This is a genomic window from Nocardioides segetis (genome assembly GCF_051390595.1).
Taxonomy (GTDB): domain Bacteria; phylum Actinomycetota; class Actinomycetes; order Propionibacteriales; family Nocardioidaceae; genus Nocardioides.
In genome coordinates this window covers 217101-233573 of the sequence record NZ_JBNINR010000003.1, presented here as the reverse complement: position 1 = coordinate 233573, position 16473 = coordinate 217101, and the positions used below count along the sequence as shown (strand labels likewise).

13 protein-coding genes and 1 pseudogene are annotated in these 16473 nt (G+C 74.3%); 2 read left to right on the top strand and 12 right to left on the bottom strand.

Going from position 1 to position 16473, the window contains the following annotated elements; all coding sequences use genetic code 11:
- Positions 1-89: 89 nt before the first annotated feature.
- The 4 genes from ACPZVR_RS07385 to ACPZVR_RS07370 all read right to left on the bottom strand — a co-directional run bounded on the left by ACPZVR_RS07385 (position 90) and on the right by ACPZVR_RS07370 (position 5561).
- Positions 90-1454 carry a carbohydrate binding domain-containing protein gene (locus ACPZVR_RS07385; RefSeq protein WP_436698928.1) on the bottom strand — a complete coding sequence of 455 codons (1365 nt, stop codon included), beginning with the start codon at positions 1452-1454 and terminating at the stop codon, positions 90-92.
- Positions 1455-1762: 308 nt separating this feature from the next.
- Positions 1763-2686, bottom strand: coding sequence for a glycosyltransferase family 2 protein (locus ACPZVR_RS07380; RefSeq protein WP_436698927.1), 924 nt, complete (start codon positions 2684-2686; stop codon positions 1763-1765).
- The gene (locus tag ACPZVR_RS07375) at positions 2683-3414 is read right to left on the bottom strand and encodes a CDP-alcohol phosphatidyltransferase family protein (protein WP_436698926.1); all 732 of its coding nucleotides are present in this window, start codon (positions 3412-3414) and stop codon (positions 2683-2685) included. The genes ACPZVR_RS07380 and ACPZVR_RS07375 overlap by 4 nt, the downstream gene beginning before the upstream one ends.
- On the bottom strand, positions 3411-5561 hold the full coding sequence (locus ACPZVR_RS07370) for a hypothetical protein (protein WP_436698925.1): 2151 nt from the start codon (positions 5559-5561) through the stop codon (positions 3411-3413). The genes ACPZVR_RS07375 and ACPZVR_RS07370 overlap by 4 nt, the downstream gene beginning before the upstream one ends.
- Before the next feature lie 288 nt (positions 5562-5849).
- Between ACPZVR_RS07370 and ACPZVR_RS07365 the strand changes: the two genes are divergently transcribed.
- A complete protein-coding gene (locus ACPZVR_RS07365; RefSeq protein WP_436698924.1) occupies positions 5850-6662 on the top strand; it encodes a hypothetical protein in 813 nt (270 codons plus the stop codon).
- The gene (locus ACPZVR_RS07360; RefSeq protein ID WP_436698923.1) at positions 6652-7338 is read left to right on the top strand and encodes a helix-turn-helix transcriptional regulator; all 687 of its coding nucleotides are present in this window, start codon (positions 6652-6654) and stop codon (positions 7336-7338) included. The genes ACPZVR_RS07365 and ACPZVR_RS07360 overlap by 11 nt, the downstream gene beginning before the upstream one ends.
- On the opposite strand, the gene ACPZVR_RS07355 is transcribed toward ACPZVR_RS07360, so the two are convergent.
- The 8 genes and pseudogenes from ACPZVR_RS07355 to ACPZVR_RS07320 all read right to left on the bottom strand — a co-directional run bounded on the left by ACPZVR_RS07355 (position 7339) and on the right by ACPZVR_RS07320 (position 16359).
- Positions 7339-8853 (bottom strand): sensor histidine kinase, encoded by a 1515-nt coding sequence (locus tag ACPZVR_RS07355; RefSeq protein ID WP_436698922.1) that lies wholly within the window; start codon positions 8851-8853, stop codon positions 7339-7341.
- A gap of 81 nt (positions 8854-8934) precedes the next feature.
- The gene (locus tag ACPZVR_RS07350) at positions 8935-9390 is read right to left on the bottom strand and encodes a TOBE domain-containing protein (RefSeq protein ID WP_436699125.1); all 456 of its coding nucleotides are present in this window, start codon (positions 9388-9390) and stop codon (positions 8935-8937) included.
- A gap of 147 nt (positions 9391-9537) precedes the next feature.
- Positions 9538-10014: pseudogene (locus ACPZVR_RS07345) on the bottom strand (ABC transporter ATP-binding protein); the annotation flags it as partial.
- A complete protein-coding gene (locus ACPZVR_RS07340; protein ID WP_436698921.1) occupies positions 10011-11477 on the bottom strand; it encodes an ABC transporter permease in 1467 nt (488 codons plus the stop codon). The pseudogene ACPZVR_RS07345 and the gene ACPZVR_RS07340, both read right to left, overlap by 4 nt.
- Before the next feature lie 71 nt (positions 11478-11548).
- Entirely contained in the window at positions 11549-12553 is a 1005-nt protein-coding gene (locus tag ACPZVR_RS07335; RefSeq protein WP_436698920.1) for an iron ABC transporter substrate-binding protein, read from the bottom strand.
- The gene (locus ACPZVR_RS07330; RefSeq protein ID WP_436698919.1) at positions 12550-15120 is read right to left on the bottom strand and encodes an AMP-binding protein; all 2571 of its coding nucleotides are present in this window, start codon (positions 15118-15120) and stop codon (positions 12550-12552) included. The genes ACPZVR_RS07335 and ACPZVR_RS07330 overlap by 4 nt, the downstream gene beginning before the upstream one ends.
- A gap of 27 nt (positions 15121-15147) precedes the next feature.
- On the bottom strand, positions 15148-15615 hold the full coding sequence (locus ACPZVR_RS07325) for a nitroreductase family deazaflavin-dependent oxidoreductase (RefSeq protein WP_436698918.1): 468 nt from the start codon (positions 15613-15615) through the stop codon (positions 15148-15150).
- A gap of 141 nt (positions 15616-15756) precedes the next feature.
- The gene (locus tag ACPZVR_RS07320; RefSeq protein ID WP_436698917.1) at positions 15757-16359 is read right to left on the bottom strand and encodes an RDD family protein; all 603 of its coding nucleotides are present in this window, start codon (positions 16357-16359) and stop codon (positions 15757-15759) included.
- Positions 16360-16473: the final 114 nt, after the last annotated feature.

The window sequence follows — 16473 nt, the reverse complement described above, 5'->3', positions numbered from 1 at the left end:
CTCGCATCTACCCGGGTGCTGTTGCTACTACCCGGGTGTTGTTGCATGCGAATTCGTGCGGTAACCCTTAGTTACCAGCGGCGGCGGCCCTACTTCAGGGAGGGCGAGCCGGCGAGGGCCTGCGCGAAGCCGGCGCGCTTCGCCGGGGTGTCCAGGGTCCACGGCGCCACGCTGTTGAGGGCGCTGTCGAAGTAGCTGTAGGCGATGCCGCCGTAGTCCTCCATCAGCCGGACCGCGTCGGCGATCGCCGTGGGCCGGGCCTCGGCGGCCACGTCAGTCACGCCGGTCTCGCCGAGGGCCCAGTCGACGCCGACGCCCCGGGCCCAGGTCGAGATCGCCCGGTAGTACTGCTCGAAGTCGGTCCACTTCGTGGTCGTGCTGCCGTTCTTCACGACGCCGTACTGCTGGTAGATGTCGAAGCCGGCCACGTCGATCTCGACGCCGCGCGGCCAGATCTGGGCGAGGCTGTACTGCTCGTCGCCGTAGAACTGGTTCCAACCCGTCATCACGACCGTGAACGCCACGTTGGCTGCGCTCGCGCGGACCAGCGGGGCGAGGTGCTCCTGCATCCGGCGCCACTCCTGGATGTCGCCGTCGCCCTCGGGCTCGTGGTGGAAGGCGACCCAGACCGGACCGCCCACCGCCGCCAGGCGCTGGGCGAGGTCGCGGGCCCAGGCGTCGCCCCGGCCGTCGGCCATCTCGGTCCACGAGTACGGCAGCTTGAAGCTCATCCACGGCAGCCGGCCGGCCGCGAGGTCCGCCTGCGCGGTGCGCACCGCGCTCGCGACGCCCGTCGAGGTGAAGTAGGTGCGCCGGACGGCCAGGCGGTCTCCGAGCTGCTGCTCCAGCGCGCTGGGGTCGGTGTTCGACCCGTGCGCGGCGCCGACGTAGGTGCCGCACGACGGGATGCCGCGGGCGGTCCGGCCGCAGCCGTTGGTCAGCGTGCCCGCCACGCCCTCGGACGCGCCGGCGCCGCCCTTCGGCGTGACGCTGAGGTCGTCGACGAGCACCTTGCCGCCGGCCGGCACGTGCGGTGCGCGGATGCGCAGCTTCAGTGCCGAGTCCCGCTTCTTCGTCGTGACCCGCACCTTCAGCCGGGTCCACGAGCCCGCCTTGGCGGCGACGCGCGTCGTGCGCGCCTGGACGTTCCTGCCCTGCTTCACCTCGCGCACCCGGAGCGCCACCTGGCGCGCGCTCGCGGAGCGCACCCACACCCGCACGACGTACGCCGTCCCGGCGGCGTGCGTCCCGGCGAACCGGCGCTTGCTCACCGTGGCCGCCTGGCCCGCGCGCGGCGTGCGGACGACCATCGCGCGGCTGTCGTTGCGTCCCGCGCCGTCGCGGGACAGGGCGACCCGACTCCCGTCCACCCCGGCGAAGCCGTCCAGGTGGGTCTCGAAGTCGCCCGTCGGCAGGCTCGCGCCCGCCGCCGAGCGGGACTGTGCCGGCGTCATGGCCGCCACGCTCCCGAGCACCACCGTGGCCAGCACGGCGGCCAGCCAGGTCCAACGTCTCCAACGTCTGTCGGCGTACTGCACGACGCCACCTCCCGGATTCCGGCCGCGGGGAGCATCTGCACGGCCCTCGTCATTCTCGTCTCGGTCGGGCTCGATTCGACCGGGCGTGGGAGGTCCGGGCCAATCCCGTCCCCCAAATGGGGGAGCGATCGTCGGTCGTGGGAGGCGCGACCCGGCGCAGATTGAAGTCGCGGGCGCGCCGAACCGGCGCGGATGGAACGACGATGCTCGCCGGGCGCCGGGGATCAGATCCCGTGGCCGCGCCGGTGGGCCAGGTCCAGCAGCCGCTCGGCACTGACCAGCCGGAGCGCGACGAGGCCGGCGAGGTAGGCGCGCGGCTCCGACGGCGAGGTGCACAGGGTGCGGGCCGCGCAGCGCAGGGCATCGCGGTCACCGAGCGCCGCGAGGGCGAACGCCTTGCGCCCCAGCAGGCGGGCCAGGGCCCGGCGGTCCTCGCGGAAGACCGGGTGCTTGGCCAGGCCGTAGTCGATGGCGGCGACGATCGTCGCCCACTGGCGCGAGAACTGCGAGCCGCCCCATCGGACGCGCACCAGCGGCGCGGGCACGACCTGGAACCCGCCCGCTCCGGCGGCGCGGATCATCCAGTCGAAGTCCTCGCCGTAGCTGCCGGGGATCTCCTCGTCGACCAGCCCGATCGAGGCGATCAGGTCGTCGCGGCGGACGAGGACGGTCGAGGGATGTGCCTCCATGACCCGCCGCCGCGCGAGGTTGCGCAGCTCGAGGTCGGCCACCGACGGGACCCGTACGGTCGTGGCGCCGGCGTAGTCGACCTCGATCCCGGTCACGCAGGTCGGGGGGCCGCCGTCGAGCAGGGCCCGGACCTGGCGGACCAGCTTGCCGGGCAGCCAGACGTCGTCGTCGTCGCAGAAGGCGACGAGCTCGCCGTCCCCCTCGAGTACGCCGCTGTTGCGGGCGCCGGCGAGCCCGGGGCTGCGGTGGTTCGCGATCACGTCGACCACGCGGCCGTCGCCGCTGTCGGCGCGGACCAGCGCCGGATCGGGGCTCGAGCGGTCGAAGACGACGATGCAGCGGATCCGGCCGGCGTACTCCTGCCCGACCACGGCCGCGATCGCCTCCCGGACCAGGACCGGCCGGTCATGGGTCGCGATCACGACATCGACGTCCGGCAGCCTGACGTGACGGCTCATGACGCCTCCTTCCCGCCCGGCACCGGGGCCGGTACGTCGTCGAGAGTCGTTGCGATCCGCCAGCTCCGGCGCAGGTTGACGACGGTGGCGACCGTGTAGAAGGCGAGTCCAACCAGCAGGCCGGCGGCCGCGGGCTCCGGCCCGGCGAGGGGGAGCAGGCCCAGCACGAGGGTCTCGGCCTCGACCGCCCAGGGCACCGGACTCATGCCCAGTCGCCGACAGACCCGCAGCCACGGGTCGAGCAGGGGAAGGTCGGTGCGCTGGAGCAGCCCGGAGCCGCCGTCGCCGAGTCCGGCGAGCGCGGCGAGGTGCTTGCGATGGGCGAGCGCCCAGCCGTAGGTGCCGAGCGCCGCCAGCAGTCCCACCGCGACCGGTACGTCCACCCGGCCGGTGCGCAGGGCCCACCAGGCGAGCCCCGCGTAGGCGCCCGTCACGCACACGACGTCGGTGCCGACGTCGAACAGGGCGCCGCGCGCGGAGCTGGAGCCCTGCAGCCGCGCGAGCTTTCCGTCGAGGCAGTCGGCGAAGAACCGGAGCAGGAAGAGCAGTCCGCCGAGCCGGAGCCGACCGGCTGCCAGGCAGCCGGCGGCGGCGACACCGAGGAGGCCGGCGAGGGCGGTCACCCGGTTCGGGGTGATCTCCGGGTGCGGGGCGAGGAGCCGGGAGAGCGGATCAGCCAGCGGGTCGACGACCAGCCGGGTCCAGACGTCGCGGGGCCGGGGACTCATCGTCGCCACCGCCCGCCGGGCGGCCGCTCCCGCCACGGACGCGGTGGGCGGCTCCGGGGCCTCCGCGGTCGCGGCGGCCGGACCCGGACGAGGGCGAGTCCGGCCAGGCCACCGAGCGCCAGGCCGCTGGTGACCGGGACGCCGCGCCCCTCATCCACGGGCTGTCCGGGACCGACGCGGATCACGCTGCCCACCTCGGGACGATGCGTGGTGAGGTGGTCGATCGCGGACCGCAGGTAGCTGCGGGTCGCCGCCCAGGCGGGGTCGTCCGGGTCGACGGCCGCCAGCCGCTCGCCGAGCCGCGCGACGAGGTCGGCCCGTCGCGCCTCGAGGAAGCGCGAGCGCTCGGCGAGATACTCCTCGGCGACGGCGAGCGCCGCGGCCGCCGCGTCGGTACGGCGAGGGGTGGTCACCGTGACGTCGAGGACGGTCGACAGCGGCGGCGCCGCCACCCCGATCCCGCCGCGGAGGACGGCGGGGGCCAGGCCGACCCGCGCCCCCGCGCGCTCCATCGCGCTCTCGGAGCGCAGCAGCGCGGCCTCCGTGTCGATCGTCGCGGGATCGGGCGATCCGACGAGGGCGTCGCCGTCGGCCTCCCGGGCGACGTCGCCGACGTCGAGGTAGGTGGGCGACGGAGTCAGGGCGACGGTGACGGTGCTCGCGACCAGGTGGTCCTCGCCCCGGGTGGAGGCGACGCCCACACCGGCGCCGAGGACCGCGACCGCGGCCGCCGTCGCCAGGGCCCGGCGCGAGGGGCCGCGCAGCGTCGTACCCGACCCTTCCTCGCGCCACGCGAGCGCCACCGCGGCCATCACGATCATCATCGGCAGCCCGAGCGTGTCGTAGACCGTCAGCTGGAGCAGGAAGATCACGAGCACGAAGGTCGCGACCGTCTGGTTCGGCGTGCGACATCGCCACGTCCGGCGCAGCGCCAGCACGAAGAAGGTCAGGAAGAACAGCGTCCCGATCCAGCCCTGCGAGAACAGCACGAGCCACAGCTGTCCCTGGGTCCCGAGCGGAGGTACGCCGCACGCGGGGCAGCTCGGCGTCGCGCCGCCGGCGATCGAGGTGAACGTGCCCGCGACGTCGCGGGTGCTGCCGAAGCCGACCACCGGCGACCCGCGGGACATCGAGTCGACCGTGGTCACCAGGAGCTGGGAGCGACGCTCGTTGCTGTGCGGGTTGTCCAGCCGCGAGGAGACCGTGTCGCCGAGCGAGGTCGAGGTGACGGCGACGCCGCCGAGGACGACGACCACGACCAGCGCGGCGAGCGCGGCGTGGTGGCGACGCAGCGCCAGCAGCACCAGGAGCCCGAGGCCGCCGACGCCGAGGGCGAGCCACAGCCCGCGGTTGAGGCTCGAGACGATCGGCACCGCGGCGGCCACGAGCACCGGGGCGGCCAGCCAGCGCGCGCGGGACCGGCTCGTCACGGCGGTCGCGACGAAGACGACGAGCGTCAGCGAGATCACGCTGCCCCAGGTGTTGGTGAACGGGAAGGGCGCCTTCGGCCGGGGATCCGGGTGGCCGAGGACCGTCTGGATGTCGGCGGTCTCGGCCGACACGAGCGTGCTCACGAAGCCGTTGCTCCGCAGCCCGCCGGGCAGGAGGCGTTCGGCCGGCGTGGTGATGGCCAGGTCCGGCGCGAGCAGCCCGAGCAGGCCGCCGGCGACGGCGACGACGAACACCCAGGACAGGATCCGGTGCACGACCCGGTCGGGGAGCCGGTCCGCGGGGGTGTTCCCGATCCAGACCAGGAGCACCGTGCAGGAGACGTACCACGCCAGCCGATAGCCGAAGACCAGCAGCCGCCCGGTGCCGCCGTCGTCCACGGCGTCGGGCGCGGCCGCCCACAGGGTGCCGACGCCGAGCAGCACCCAGAGCAGGAACAGCAGCCACCAACCGGCGTGCGGTGGCAGGCGGACCCGGCGCCGGGAGCGCAGGTCCCAGCAGAGCGGTACGGCGAGGGCGAGCGGCACCAGGGACGCGACGCCCAGGACCCACCACAGCGGGAGGCCGGCCAAGCCGACGACGAAGCAGCGCTCGGCGATCCGGCTGGGGTCGGGCCGCCCCACGGGGGAGCCGCGCCCGGGGCCGCCCCGCGGTCGCGCCTCCCGCGTGGCGCTCGCGACGGCGATGGGTGGCTGCACTCATCTAGGAGACCCCGGCGCCGACGGGTCGCGGCTCACCAATTTTGGGGGACTAACGCCGCGCGCGACGACGGCCCGCACGGTGCGTCCTACTGTCGCCTCAACCCCGGTGATCGGCCGGCGGGGAGGGGAGGCGTCATGCACCGGACAGCCGCCGGGCGCCTCCGCTGCCGCGCCCGCGAGGCTCGCTGGGCGCGGCGGGCCGCGGCCGGCTCCCGTGGCGATCGCGGTGTCGGGACCAGGGTCGGTCCCGGTGCCGGATCGGCGAGCGGACGGGGCGGCTGAGCCGTGCCGGCGCGCAAGGTCGGGCTGGTCCTGCTCGCTCTCGGCATCGCCGGCGGGTGCGGGGTGAGCGACGGCGCCGTACCGCCGCGGGCGCACGACCCGGCGCGGGGCCTACGGGAGGTCGACCTCGGTCTCGGCTTCGACGAGGTGGTGGTGCCGGGCGATCTCGTGCCGGGCGCGGTGAACGACGGCACCGCTCGGGTCGACATCAGCGTCGTCACCGCCGGCGGCGGCCGGCTCACCTGGACGCCGGGGCGCGGCGGTGGCGCGGCCGTGCGGACCCCGGCGTACGCCGCGGAGGGGGCGGTCCCGGCTGCCGCGATCCTCGTCCGCACCGACCCCGCCGCCCCCGACCCGTTGGACCCGGGCAGCAACGACCTCGTCGTGAGCGTGGACTTCCGGGCGGATCCGGCGACGGCCGGCCGCGCGGGGGACGACGGCGACAACCTGGTCCAGCGCGGCCGCTTCGGCGAGCCCGCGCAGCTCAAGATCCAGCTCGACCACGGTGTGCCCTCCTGCCGTCTCGCCGGTACGGCGGGCGAGGTTCTCGTCGCGGGGGACGGGCCCGTCACGCCCGAGCGCTGGTACCGGCTGACCTGCACCCGGGCGGGGGCGGCGGTGCGGCTGCGGCTGGTCGACCTCGAGGGATCCGCGGCGCCGCGGGAGTGGACGGCGACCGGCGATCCAGGGGTGATCTCCTTCGGCCACGTGCCGCTGTCGATCGGGGCCAAGGTCGCCGAGCGCGGCCGGATCGCCGGTGACTCCGCCGACCAGTTCCACGGAACGATCGACCGTGTCGTCGTCGATGTCCGTTGAGGAGCCGGTCCGCAGGATCGCCCTGGTCGCCGAGCGTCGGCTGGTCGGCCAGGCGATCGCCGCCGCCCTCCAGGGCCGGGGCCTGGCCCCGGTGCTGTTCGACTGGCCCGAGCGTGGCGGGCGGCTCTCGTTCCGCCGGGCGCTGGCACGCAGCGGGGCGTCGGTCGGCGTGATCCTGTGCGACCTGCGCACCCCGGACCTGCTGCACGACGTCGAGCTGCTCGTCGCCCGCGGCCCGATCCGGTGGCTGGTGCTCACCGACAGCGAGTTCGGCCCCCGCTGGGGGACGGTGCTGGGAGCGGGAGCGGTCGGCGTGCTCCCGACGACGACCACCACGGTCAGTCTCGCGAAGGCGCTCCGGGAGACGATGAACGGCCGGTCGCCGACCCCGCCGGCGGTGCGCCAGCGCGCCCTGCGGGCATGGGAGAGCGTCGCCGACGAGCAGCGGGAGCTGATCCGGCGCATGGAGCTCCTCACCCACCGGGAGTACGAGATCCTGGGCTCGTTGTACGACGGCATGTCCGTACGCCGGATCGCGGAGGCGTCGGGGGTCGCCGAGACGACGGTGCGCAGCCAGGTGAAGTCGTTGCGCCGCAAGCTGGGCGTCGACTCGCAGCTCGCGGCCGTCGCGCTGTACCGGCGCTCGCTGGAGGTGTTCCCGCGGGCCCGGCGCTGATCATTCGGTCGGCGGGTCCTCGGCCCGGGGGAGGGTGATCACGAAGACGGTCCCCCTGGCTCCGGGATCGTCCACGAGCTCCAGGGTGCCGCCCTGCTCGAGGACCAGCCGGTGGGCGCGGTGCAACCCGATGCCCTGGCCCGCGGACAGGCTGCGGTGGGCTCCCCACTGGAACAGGCTGGCGCGGATCTCCGGGTCGATGCCCGGCCCGTCGTCGGAGACGACGATGACCACGCGGTCGGCGATCGCGGCCGAGAGGATCGTGGTGCCCCGTCCGCCGGCATGGTCGGCGGCGTTGGTGACGAGGGTGACCAGCACCTCGACCAGCGCATCCCTGCGGGCGACGACCCGATGCCCGCCGGGGGTCCAGTTCACCCGGTGACCGAGGGCGTCCTGGGCGAGGACGAGCGGCGACACCACCTCGTCGATCGCGACGACGGTGAGCCGCCCGGGCTCGGCGGCGACGGTCCGCCGCAGCCGGGCGGCCTCGCTGTCGACCATCGCCTGGAGAGCGTCGCGCCGCGGGCCCGGTGGCACCTGTCCACTGGCCAGCAGCCGGGCGGCGGCGGCGATGCCCGCGGCCGTCGACCGTACGTCGTGCGCGACCTCTCGGTCCTGCTTCACCTCGGCCTGCGCCTCGGCGGCGAGCCGCGCGTAGTGCGCGACCCGGTCGCTGGCCTGCTCGAGGGAGAGCCGCAGCAGCGTCGCCGCGGTGGTGACGGTCAGGGCGCTGAACACGGCGACGCCGGCGACGGCCGGCAGCGGCGGGGTGGTCGCGGCGCTGACCGTCGCCCACAGCCGGGCCGCGAAGATGGCGAGGATCCCGACGCCGATCCGAGTGGAGGCCCAGGCCGGCAGCGGCGAACGGCGCAGCTGGAGCCCGATCGCGGCGAGGACGACGCCGATCAGGACCATGAGGGCCACGTCGAACGGGTCACCGGTGCACAGGTACGCCGGGCCGCGGTCCAGCGTCTGCGCGAGCGCGTGCAGGCCCAGGGTCGTGCCCAGTGCCGCGAGCCCGAGCAGCAGGCCGGCGGCGATCGGCCGCCGCGCCGGCACCACCGCGCGGCGACCCCGGCGCAGCACGACCAGCACGATGAGCACGGTGACCAGGTGGCCCGTCGTCAGGCGGTAGGAGTGCCCGGTCAGGGTCGGGTCGATCATCCCGAGCACCACCAGGGGCGCGTCCTGCATCGCGACGAGGGTGGCCGCGACCGCCATGCCGGCGCGCAGCGGGTCGCGCGTGAGGCGGGCGTCGACGGCGAGGGCGATCCCCGCCCCGAGGACCAGCAGGTCGGCGAGGAGGGTCGAGGACTGGCCGGCCAGCGTGAGGCGGGCGTCGCCGCCCTCGCCGAGGAGCGCGACGACCAGGTACGGGTGCAGCAGCAGCCCGGCGACGGCCGCGCTCCACCACCGCGACGCGCGAGCGCGGAGCTGGTCGTCGTGGCGAACCCGCCGTCGGGAGCGCGCCCGGGTGGGGCGACGATCCCGCCGGCCCCCCGGATGCGCCGTCATCCCCTCATTGTGGGGAGCGGAGCCGCCCTGCGGGAGTCGTTTGCCCGCGGACGACCGGCGACCGGTTGGGTGGACAGCGTGTTACAGCCGCTCCGGGACGTCGGAGGCGGCACCGGGGAAGGCGAGCACGTCACCGACGACCGTCACCTGCACGCGGTCGCCGGGGAGCGGGACGGAGCCGGCGGGCGTGCGCGCGGTGACCTGCTCGCCGGAGCCGAGCCGGACCCGGATGGTCGCGTCGTGGCCGAAGAAGCTGACGTCGACGACCTCGCCGGAGGTGCCGTCGGCGCTCTCGGCGGGCGCGCGGACCTGCAGCTGCTCGGAGCGTACGGCGAACCGGGCCGGTCCGGGCGGCGTACGGTCGCCCGTCGCGGTGCGGAGCGCGAGGTCGCCGAGCGCGCAGCGCCCGCGGCCCTCGGGCGTCACCTCGCCGGGCAGCAGCGAGGCGTGCCCGATGAAGCCCGCGACCCGCGGATCGGCGGGCGACAGGTAGACCTCGGCAGGGGCGGCGACCTGGAGGAACCGTCCGGCCACCATCACCGCGACCTGGTCGGCGAGCGAGAGCGCCTCACCCTGGTCGTGGGTGACGAGGACGGCGGCCGCGTCGGCCGCGCGCAGGGCGCGGACCACCGCGCGGCCGGTCTCCTCGCGCAGCGACGCGTCCAGCGAGGAGAAGGGCTCGTCGAGCAGCACCAGCGCCGGTCGGGGCGCGAGGGCCCGGGCCAGGGCGACCCGCTGCTGCTGCCCGCCGGAGAGCTCGTGCGGGTAGCGCCCGGCGAGTCCGGGGTCGATCTCGACGAGCTCGAGCGCCGCCGTCACGGCGGGCCCGGCGTCGCGGCGCTGGGCGCGGGGAAGGCCGAAGGCGACATTGCGGGCGACGCTCAGGTGGGGGAAGAGTGCGCCCTCCTGGGGGACGTAGCCGATCCCGCGGCTGCGGGCCGGCACGGTCCGGGCCCCGCCCACGACCCGGCTCCCGGCTACGTCGATGGTGCCGGCGGTGGGCTCCACGAAGCCCGCGACCGCGCGCAGCAGCGTGGTCTTGCCGCATCCGGACGAGCCGAGGATCGCGGTCACACCGGACGCCACCCGGAGATCGACGTCCTGCAGCACGGTGGTGCGGCCGTAGCCGGCCGCCAGCCCCTGGATCTCGAGTGCGGTCATCGGGTGCTCCTCGGGGACCGGATGCTGAGCCGGGCCAGCAGCCAGGTGGACGGGACGGACAGGACGATCAGGGCGAGCGCGTACGGCGCGGCGGCACCGTAGGCGATCGAGGACCCGTAGGACCAGAACTTCGTCGCCAGCGTCTCGGTGCCGAGCGGGGCGAGCAGGAGGGTCGCGGTGAGCTCGGTCGAGATGGCGAGGGCGACCAGCGCCGCCCCCGAGGCCAGGCCGGGGACGACGAGCGGCAGGGTGACCCGCCGCGCCACGGCCGGGCCGGTGCAGCCGAGACTGCGGGCGACCTCCTCCAGCGTCGGCGGCACCAGCTCGAAGGTGCCCCGCACGCTGACCACCGCGCGGGGGAGGAAGAGGATCAGGTAGCCGGCCAGCAGCAGGGCCAGGGTCTGGTAGAGGTCCGGCACCGCCCGGATCGACACCGTGACCAGGGCCAGGGCGATCACGATGCCCGGCATGGCGCTGGCGGTGTAGACGCTGCGCTCGATGGCGGTGGTGAGCAGGCCGCGGTGGCGCACGGCCAGCCACACCACCGGGACCGCGGCGGCGGTCGTGATCGCACCGCCGAGGACGGCGAGCAGCAGCGTGTTGCCCAGGGCGCTGGTGAGCTCGCCGGCCTCCAGGCCGGTCGACGTCCCGCGGACCAGCCAGCGCACCAGGCTGGCGAGGGGGACGCCGAGCGCCCAGACGGCGAGCCCGGCCAGGCCGGCCACGATGACGGGACGGCGCCGGCCGAGCCGGATCCGCGCGTACTCCCTGCTGGTGCCGGCCCCGACCCGCGAGCGCGGCCGACGTCCGCGCAGCAGTAGCTCGATGCCCAGCAGGAGCAGGCAGAAGGTGACCAGCACCAGCGCCAGCAGGGTCGCCTCGGGGCCGTTGAAGACGGTCGCGTACTGCTGGAGGATCGCCGTCGTCAGCGTGGGGTAGTTGAGCAGCTGCAGGGCGCCGTACTCCGCGAGCAGGTGCAGGCCGACGAGCAGCGCGCCGCCCAGCACAGCGGGGCTGATCGCGGGCAGAGTGACCCGCCAGAAAACCTGCCACGGCCCCTTGCCCAGGGCGGTCGCGACCTCCTCGACCGCCGGGTCCAGCCGCCGCAGCGCGGCGACCGTGGGCAGGTAGACGAGCGGGTAGTAGGACAGCGTCACCACCATCACCGCACCCGGGAACGACTGCACGGCGTGCGTCGTGGAGACCCAGCCGAAGCCGTTGACGAACGCGGGCACGGCGAGCGGCGCGCACAGCAGGCCGTGCCACCAGCCGCGGCCGGGTACGTCGGTCCGCTCGACCACCCACGCTCCCGCCACCCCGACGACCGCGCTGGTCAGCACCCCGGCGGCCAGCAGCCGGGTGGTGTTCCACAACAGCTCCCCGATCCGGGGCCGCCACAGGAAGTCGACGGCCTCGGCGCGGCCGAGCTCGGCGGTGGTCCACAGGACGTAGCCGAGCGGCACCAGCGCGAGCCCGGCGATGGCCAGGCCGGCGAGGAGGAGGACGGGGGTCGAGCGGCTCGACGTGCGGACGGTCAGAGGAAGCCGACCTCGGTCATCAGGTCGACCACGGTCTCGGCGTCGAGGTCGGAGACGTTGACCTGTGGCGGCTGGAGCTCGCTGAACGGCTTGGTGACGCCCTCGAGCTCGACCTCGGGGTTGAGCGGGTACTCCAGCGCGTAGCTGTCGGCGAGGATCTGCTGGCCCTTCTCGTTCACGAGGAAATCGACGAACTGGCGGGCCTCCTTCTTCATGTCGCTCGACTTCAGCACGCCCGCACCGGAGACGCTGACGAACGCGCCCGGGTCGCCGCCGGTGAAGTAGTGCTGGGCGCTCTGGTCGCTGACGTCGCCGTTCTCCTTGCGGTCGCGCTCCCAGTAGTAGTGGTAGACGATGCCGACCTCGACCTCGCCGGAGTCGACGGCCTCGAGGACGAGGTTGTTGCCGTCGTAGACGGTGCCGTTGGCCTTGATGCCCTCCAGCCAGGCCTTCGTCGCCTCGGGACCCTCGAGCTCGAGGACCGCGGCGACGATCGCCTGGAAGTCGGCGCCGGTGGGGGAGAAGGAGATCCGCCCCTGCCACTCGGGCTTCGCGAGATCGAGGAGCGAGGCCGGGAGGTCGGACTCCTGGACCTGCTCGGTGTTGTAGACGAGGACCGTCGAGCGGGCCACGAAGCCGGTCCACAGGCCGCTGACCGGCCGGTACTGCGCGGGGATCACGTCGAGGATGTCGGCGGGCAGCTCGTCGAAGAGCCCCGCCGCCTCGACCTGCGACATGGCGGGAGAGTTCTCGGTGAGGAAGACGTCGGCGGGCGATGCCTTGCCCTCCTGCACCAGCTGGTTGGACAGCTCGAGGTCCTTGCCGTTGCGCAGCTCGACCTCGATGCCCGTCTCCTCGGTGAACTCCGGGGCGAGCTCCTTGAGCAGGGGCTCGTGCTGGGCGTTGTAGATCACCAGCTTCGGCTCGTCCTCGCCGCACGCGGCGAGGAGAGGCGAGACCAGGGTGAGGGCGGTGACGCCGAGGACGAGCTGCTTCTTCATCGGGTTTCCTCATCGGTTGGTTGGACGGGAGCGTAGTGACGCCGCGGCCGGTCGATCCGCTGGGTCCATGCCGGCACGCGGTTGACGAGGCGCCAGGTCACGATGCCGACGGCGAGCGAGGCGAGCAGTCCGCCGAGCGGCCAGCGGCTCTCGAACCACGGGTAGACCTGCCAGTGGGTCAGGTAGACGTAGAGCGAGGCGCTGGCGAGCACTCCGGTGGGTGGGACGAGGGGCCGTGGCCACGGGACGCTCGGCACCCAGACCAGGGCGAGGGCGCCGGCGGCGATGAGCAGGTCGCGGTCGGTGCTTCCGGTGAAGCCCCAGCAGCCCGCGCACAGCACCACGCTGACCAGCACCCGGTCGCGCCGGCCGCGCGCGACGGCGGCCGCCCAGCCGCCGAGGAAGAGCCAGGCGACGAACACCGAGGAGTGGATCACGTCGCCGCCGTACGACGCCAGGTCGGCCCACGCGCGCGGCAGCAGGCCGAGCAGGGCCAGCCCCAGGGCGAGTGGGAAGCGGTGCCGGCGCTCGAGCGCCATCACCCGCGGGACGGCGGTCAGCAGCCCGGCCCCGATCGCGAGCAGCAGGACGACCTCGACGAACCAGTAGTGCCAGGCCGGCTCGGACCAGTCGCGGGAGCCGAGCACGTCGTTGAGCAGCAGGACACTGCGCCAGCCGGGCTGTCCGGTGAGGAGCGCGACCGCCCCGATCCAGAGCACCGCCGGCAGCGCGACCCGGCTCGCGGCACGCGCGACGCGCCGCAGCCGCTCCCGCGGGCCCTCGTCGGCGAGGTGGAAGCGCGCGAAGTTGACGCCCGCGACGGCGAGCAGCACGTGCGCGCCGCCGAGGACGACCCACAGGTCGGTGTGGGAGCCGACGATGAAGAGGATCGCCAGGGCGCGCAGCACGATCGTGGTGTCGACCCGCGCCCAGCGCGGGCGACGGCGGGGCGGGGAAGCGTCCGGGTCCCGGCGTGCGGCGAGCTCCGCCACCGTCCGGTTCTGCCAGTCGCCGGGCAGCGGACCGATCCGGGCCTCCAGGCGCAGCGAGAGCTCGACGTAGGACAGCGAGTCGCCGCCGAGACTCACGAAGGAGGCGTCGGGTCCGACCCGCTCGTGACCGAGGATGCGGCCGTAGAGCCGGGCGATCGAGGCCTCCGCGGAGCCGGGCTCGGCGTCGGCGCCCGCGGCCGGAGCCGGCCGGAGCCGTGCCAGCGCCTGCTGGTCGAGCTTGCCGTTGGGCAGCCGCGGCAGCACCGTGACGGGCACGCCGAGCACCGCATGCTCCGGCAGGCCGGTGGCCGTCGCGGCGGCGGCGACCACCTCCGCGAGTGTCGCCGGGTCGGGCGAGCCGGGGACGGCCACGACGAGACGGGTGCCGTCGGCGGACTCGGCGCACCCGGCGTCGTACCCGCCCAGGCCGAGGAGCGTCTGCACCCGGTCGAGGTCGACCCGCTGCCCGAAGAGCTTGGCGAAGCGGGACCGCCGGCCGACGATCTCCACCAGGCCGGTGGAGGTGAACCGGGCCAGGTCACCGGTTCTCAGCTCATCGAGCTCGGCCCCGTGGGCGAGGTCGGCGGGCGCGTCGGCGTACCCCATCATCACGTTCGGGCCGCGGTAGACGAGCTCGCCGACGCCCGACTCGGCGCCGGCGACCGGGTCGATCCGGAACGTCCCGCCGGGGATGGCGACGCCCACGGCGCCCGGGTGCGCGGCGGCGAGCTCGGGCGGCAGGAAGGCCATCCGGGCGGTCGCCTCGGTCTGGCCGTACATCACCACCAGCTCCCAGCCCTCGCGCGCGCCCTGCTCGGCCAGCGCGCGAACCCGGGCGGGGGCGAGCCGCCCGCCCGCCTGGGTGACCTGGCGCAGGGTCGGTAGGACCGGCCAGCCGGTGGTGCCGAGCAGGTCGAAGGTGTAGGGCACGCCCGCGAAGGACGTCACGCCCTCGGTCCGGGCCCGCTCCCACAGCCCCGGGTCGGTCACCGAGCGGTCGTCGAGGACGAGCGCGGCGCCGGCCAGCAGGTGGCTGTGCAGCACGGAGAGCCCGTAGCAGTAGTCGAGGGGCAGCGTCGTGAGCGCGACGTCGTCGCCCGTCAGGCCGAGGTAGTCGGCGATGGCGGCGGCGTTGGCGTCCAGGTTGGCCGCGGAGAGGCGCACCAGCTTGGGCGACCCGGTCGACCCCGAGGTGCTCAACAGCAGCCGCAGGTCGGGGTGGAGGCGGGGCGCTGGGCGCCCGGTCGGCTGCCAGGACCGGCCGTCGTGCGCCATCGAGGCGCCGTAGGCCCGGGCGAGGCCCTCGTCGTGCGTGAGGAGCGTGGCGTGCCCGCCGGTGAGCGCGGCCAGCCAGGCGGTCACGAAGTCGACGGTCGCCGCCGGCCGCAGGTGCACGAGCTGCGGCAGCCCGGTGCCGAGGGCGTCGAGATCGGCCCGCGCGGCGTCGACGCGAGCGGCCAGGTCGGCGTACGAGACCGTGCCGCTCGTCGTACGGAGCGCGGGGTGGGGGCCATGGCGGGCGAGGTCGTCGGCGATGCGCGCGACGACCTGTGCACCTGCTGTGCCTTCCCCCATGGGAGGAAGGCTAAAGCAAGCCTCGCCTTACTGCGGCGTCAGCAGGAAGACTGGGATGACACGGTCGGTCCACTCGACGTACTTCGCGTAGTTCGGCCAGATCGTCAGCATGTGGCCCCAGGCCCGCTCCTTCTCGGGCCCGGTCAGCTCCCGCCAGGTGCACACGTGGTGGCGGCGGTTGTAGTCGACCTCGACCGTCTCCGCCGCGCGCAGGTTCGCCGACCAGACCGGTGGCTTCGGGGCGCCGAAGGACGACCCGGCGATCAGCCAGCCACCCTGCCAGGGCACGCAGAGCAACGGTGTGGAGCGGGGGATCCCCGACTTCCGGCCCTTGACGGTCAGCAGCAGGCTCGGCAGGCCGGCGAGTCCCACCAGGCTGACCCGGCCGCCGGTGAGCCGCTGGAGACGGTGGTCGGTCCAGGTGATCTGGGGCAGGAGCCTCGGCATCCACGGCTGGGAGCCGAGCTTGATCGCGACGGGGGTGAACAGGCCCATGGTCGAACCCTAGAACGTGTTCTCGGCGCGGGGGTGGTGACGGCGTGACGCGCGGTCGGCGGAACTGTAACTACCTGTCCGTGTTGCCACCTGACCCGTAGACCGGTGCGGTAGTGACACGAACAGGTAGTTACAGCATGCTCAGCCGACCTGCAGGACGCGCGTGCCGCCCGCGAACTTGTCGTGCCAGCCCTGGTGGTCGGGCTGGTCGTTGTTGAGCGTGATCGCGATGTAGATCACCGCGGCCAGCGGCACGGCCCAGCCGAGGAAGAACCACCCGATGACCGGGATGACGCTCAGGATGCCGAGTGCGGAGTAGGCGTTGCGCTTGAGCGCCTGCTCCATGGTCGGCTTGCTCACGCCGTCGGGACCGTAGGTGCGCAGCTTCAGCACCATCTTGCCGACGGTCTGCCCGTAGTTGGACTCCATGAAGGCGAAGTAGCCGAGATAGATGACGGCCTGCACGATCGCCGTGACCGTCCAGAACAGGAACCGCTCGCCGAACGAGTGCACGAAGCCGGTCAGGAAGATCCCGCTGAAGACGGCATAGAGGATGCCGTACACGACGCCCAGCAGGACGTGGTCGATCAGCCGGGCCAGGAAGCGGTTGAGCAGCTCGCCGGGGCGCGGGACGCCGGCCGGCGCACCGCCGTAGCCGGGCTGCGGCGCGCCGCCGTAGCCACCCGGCGGGGGCGGCGGGGTCCCGCCCGGCGGGGGCGGGGGAGGCGGCTGGTTCTCGGACATGGGGTCTCCTCGGGTCATGGTGCAGGGGGCGCACCGGATGGCAGCAATGTAGTGCCCTGAGCGGCCTCCGAGCAGGCATTGCGAGCGTTCGTGCCCCGTTGCCCGGGCGTTCAA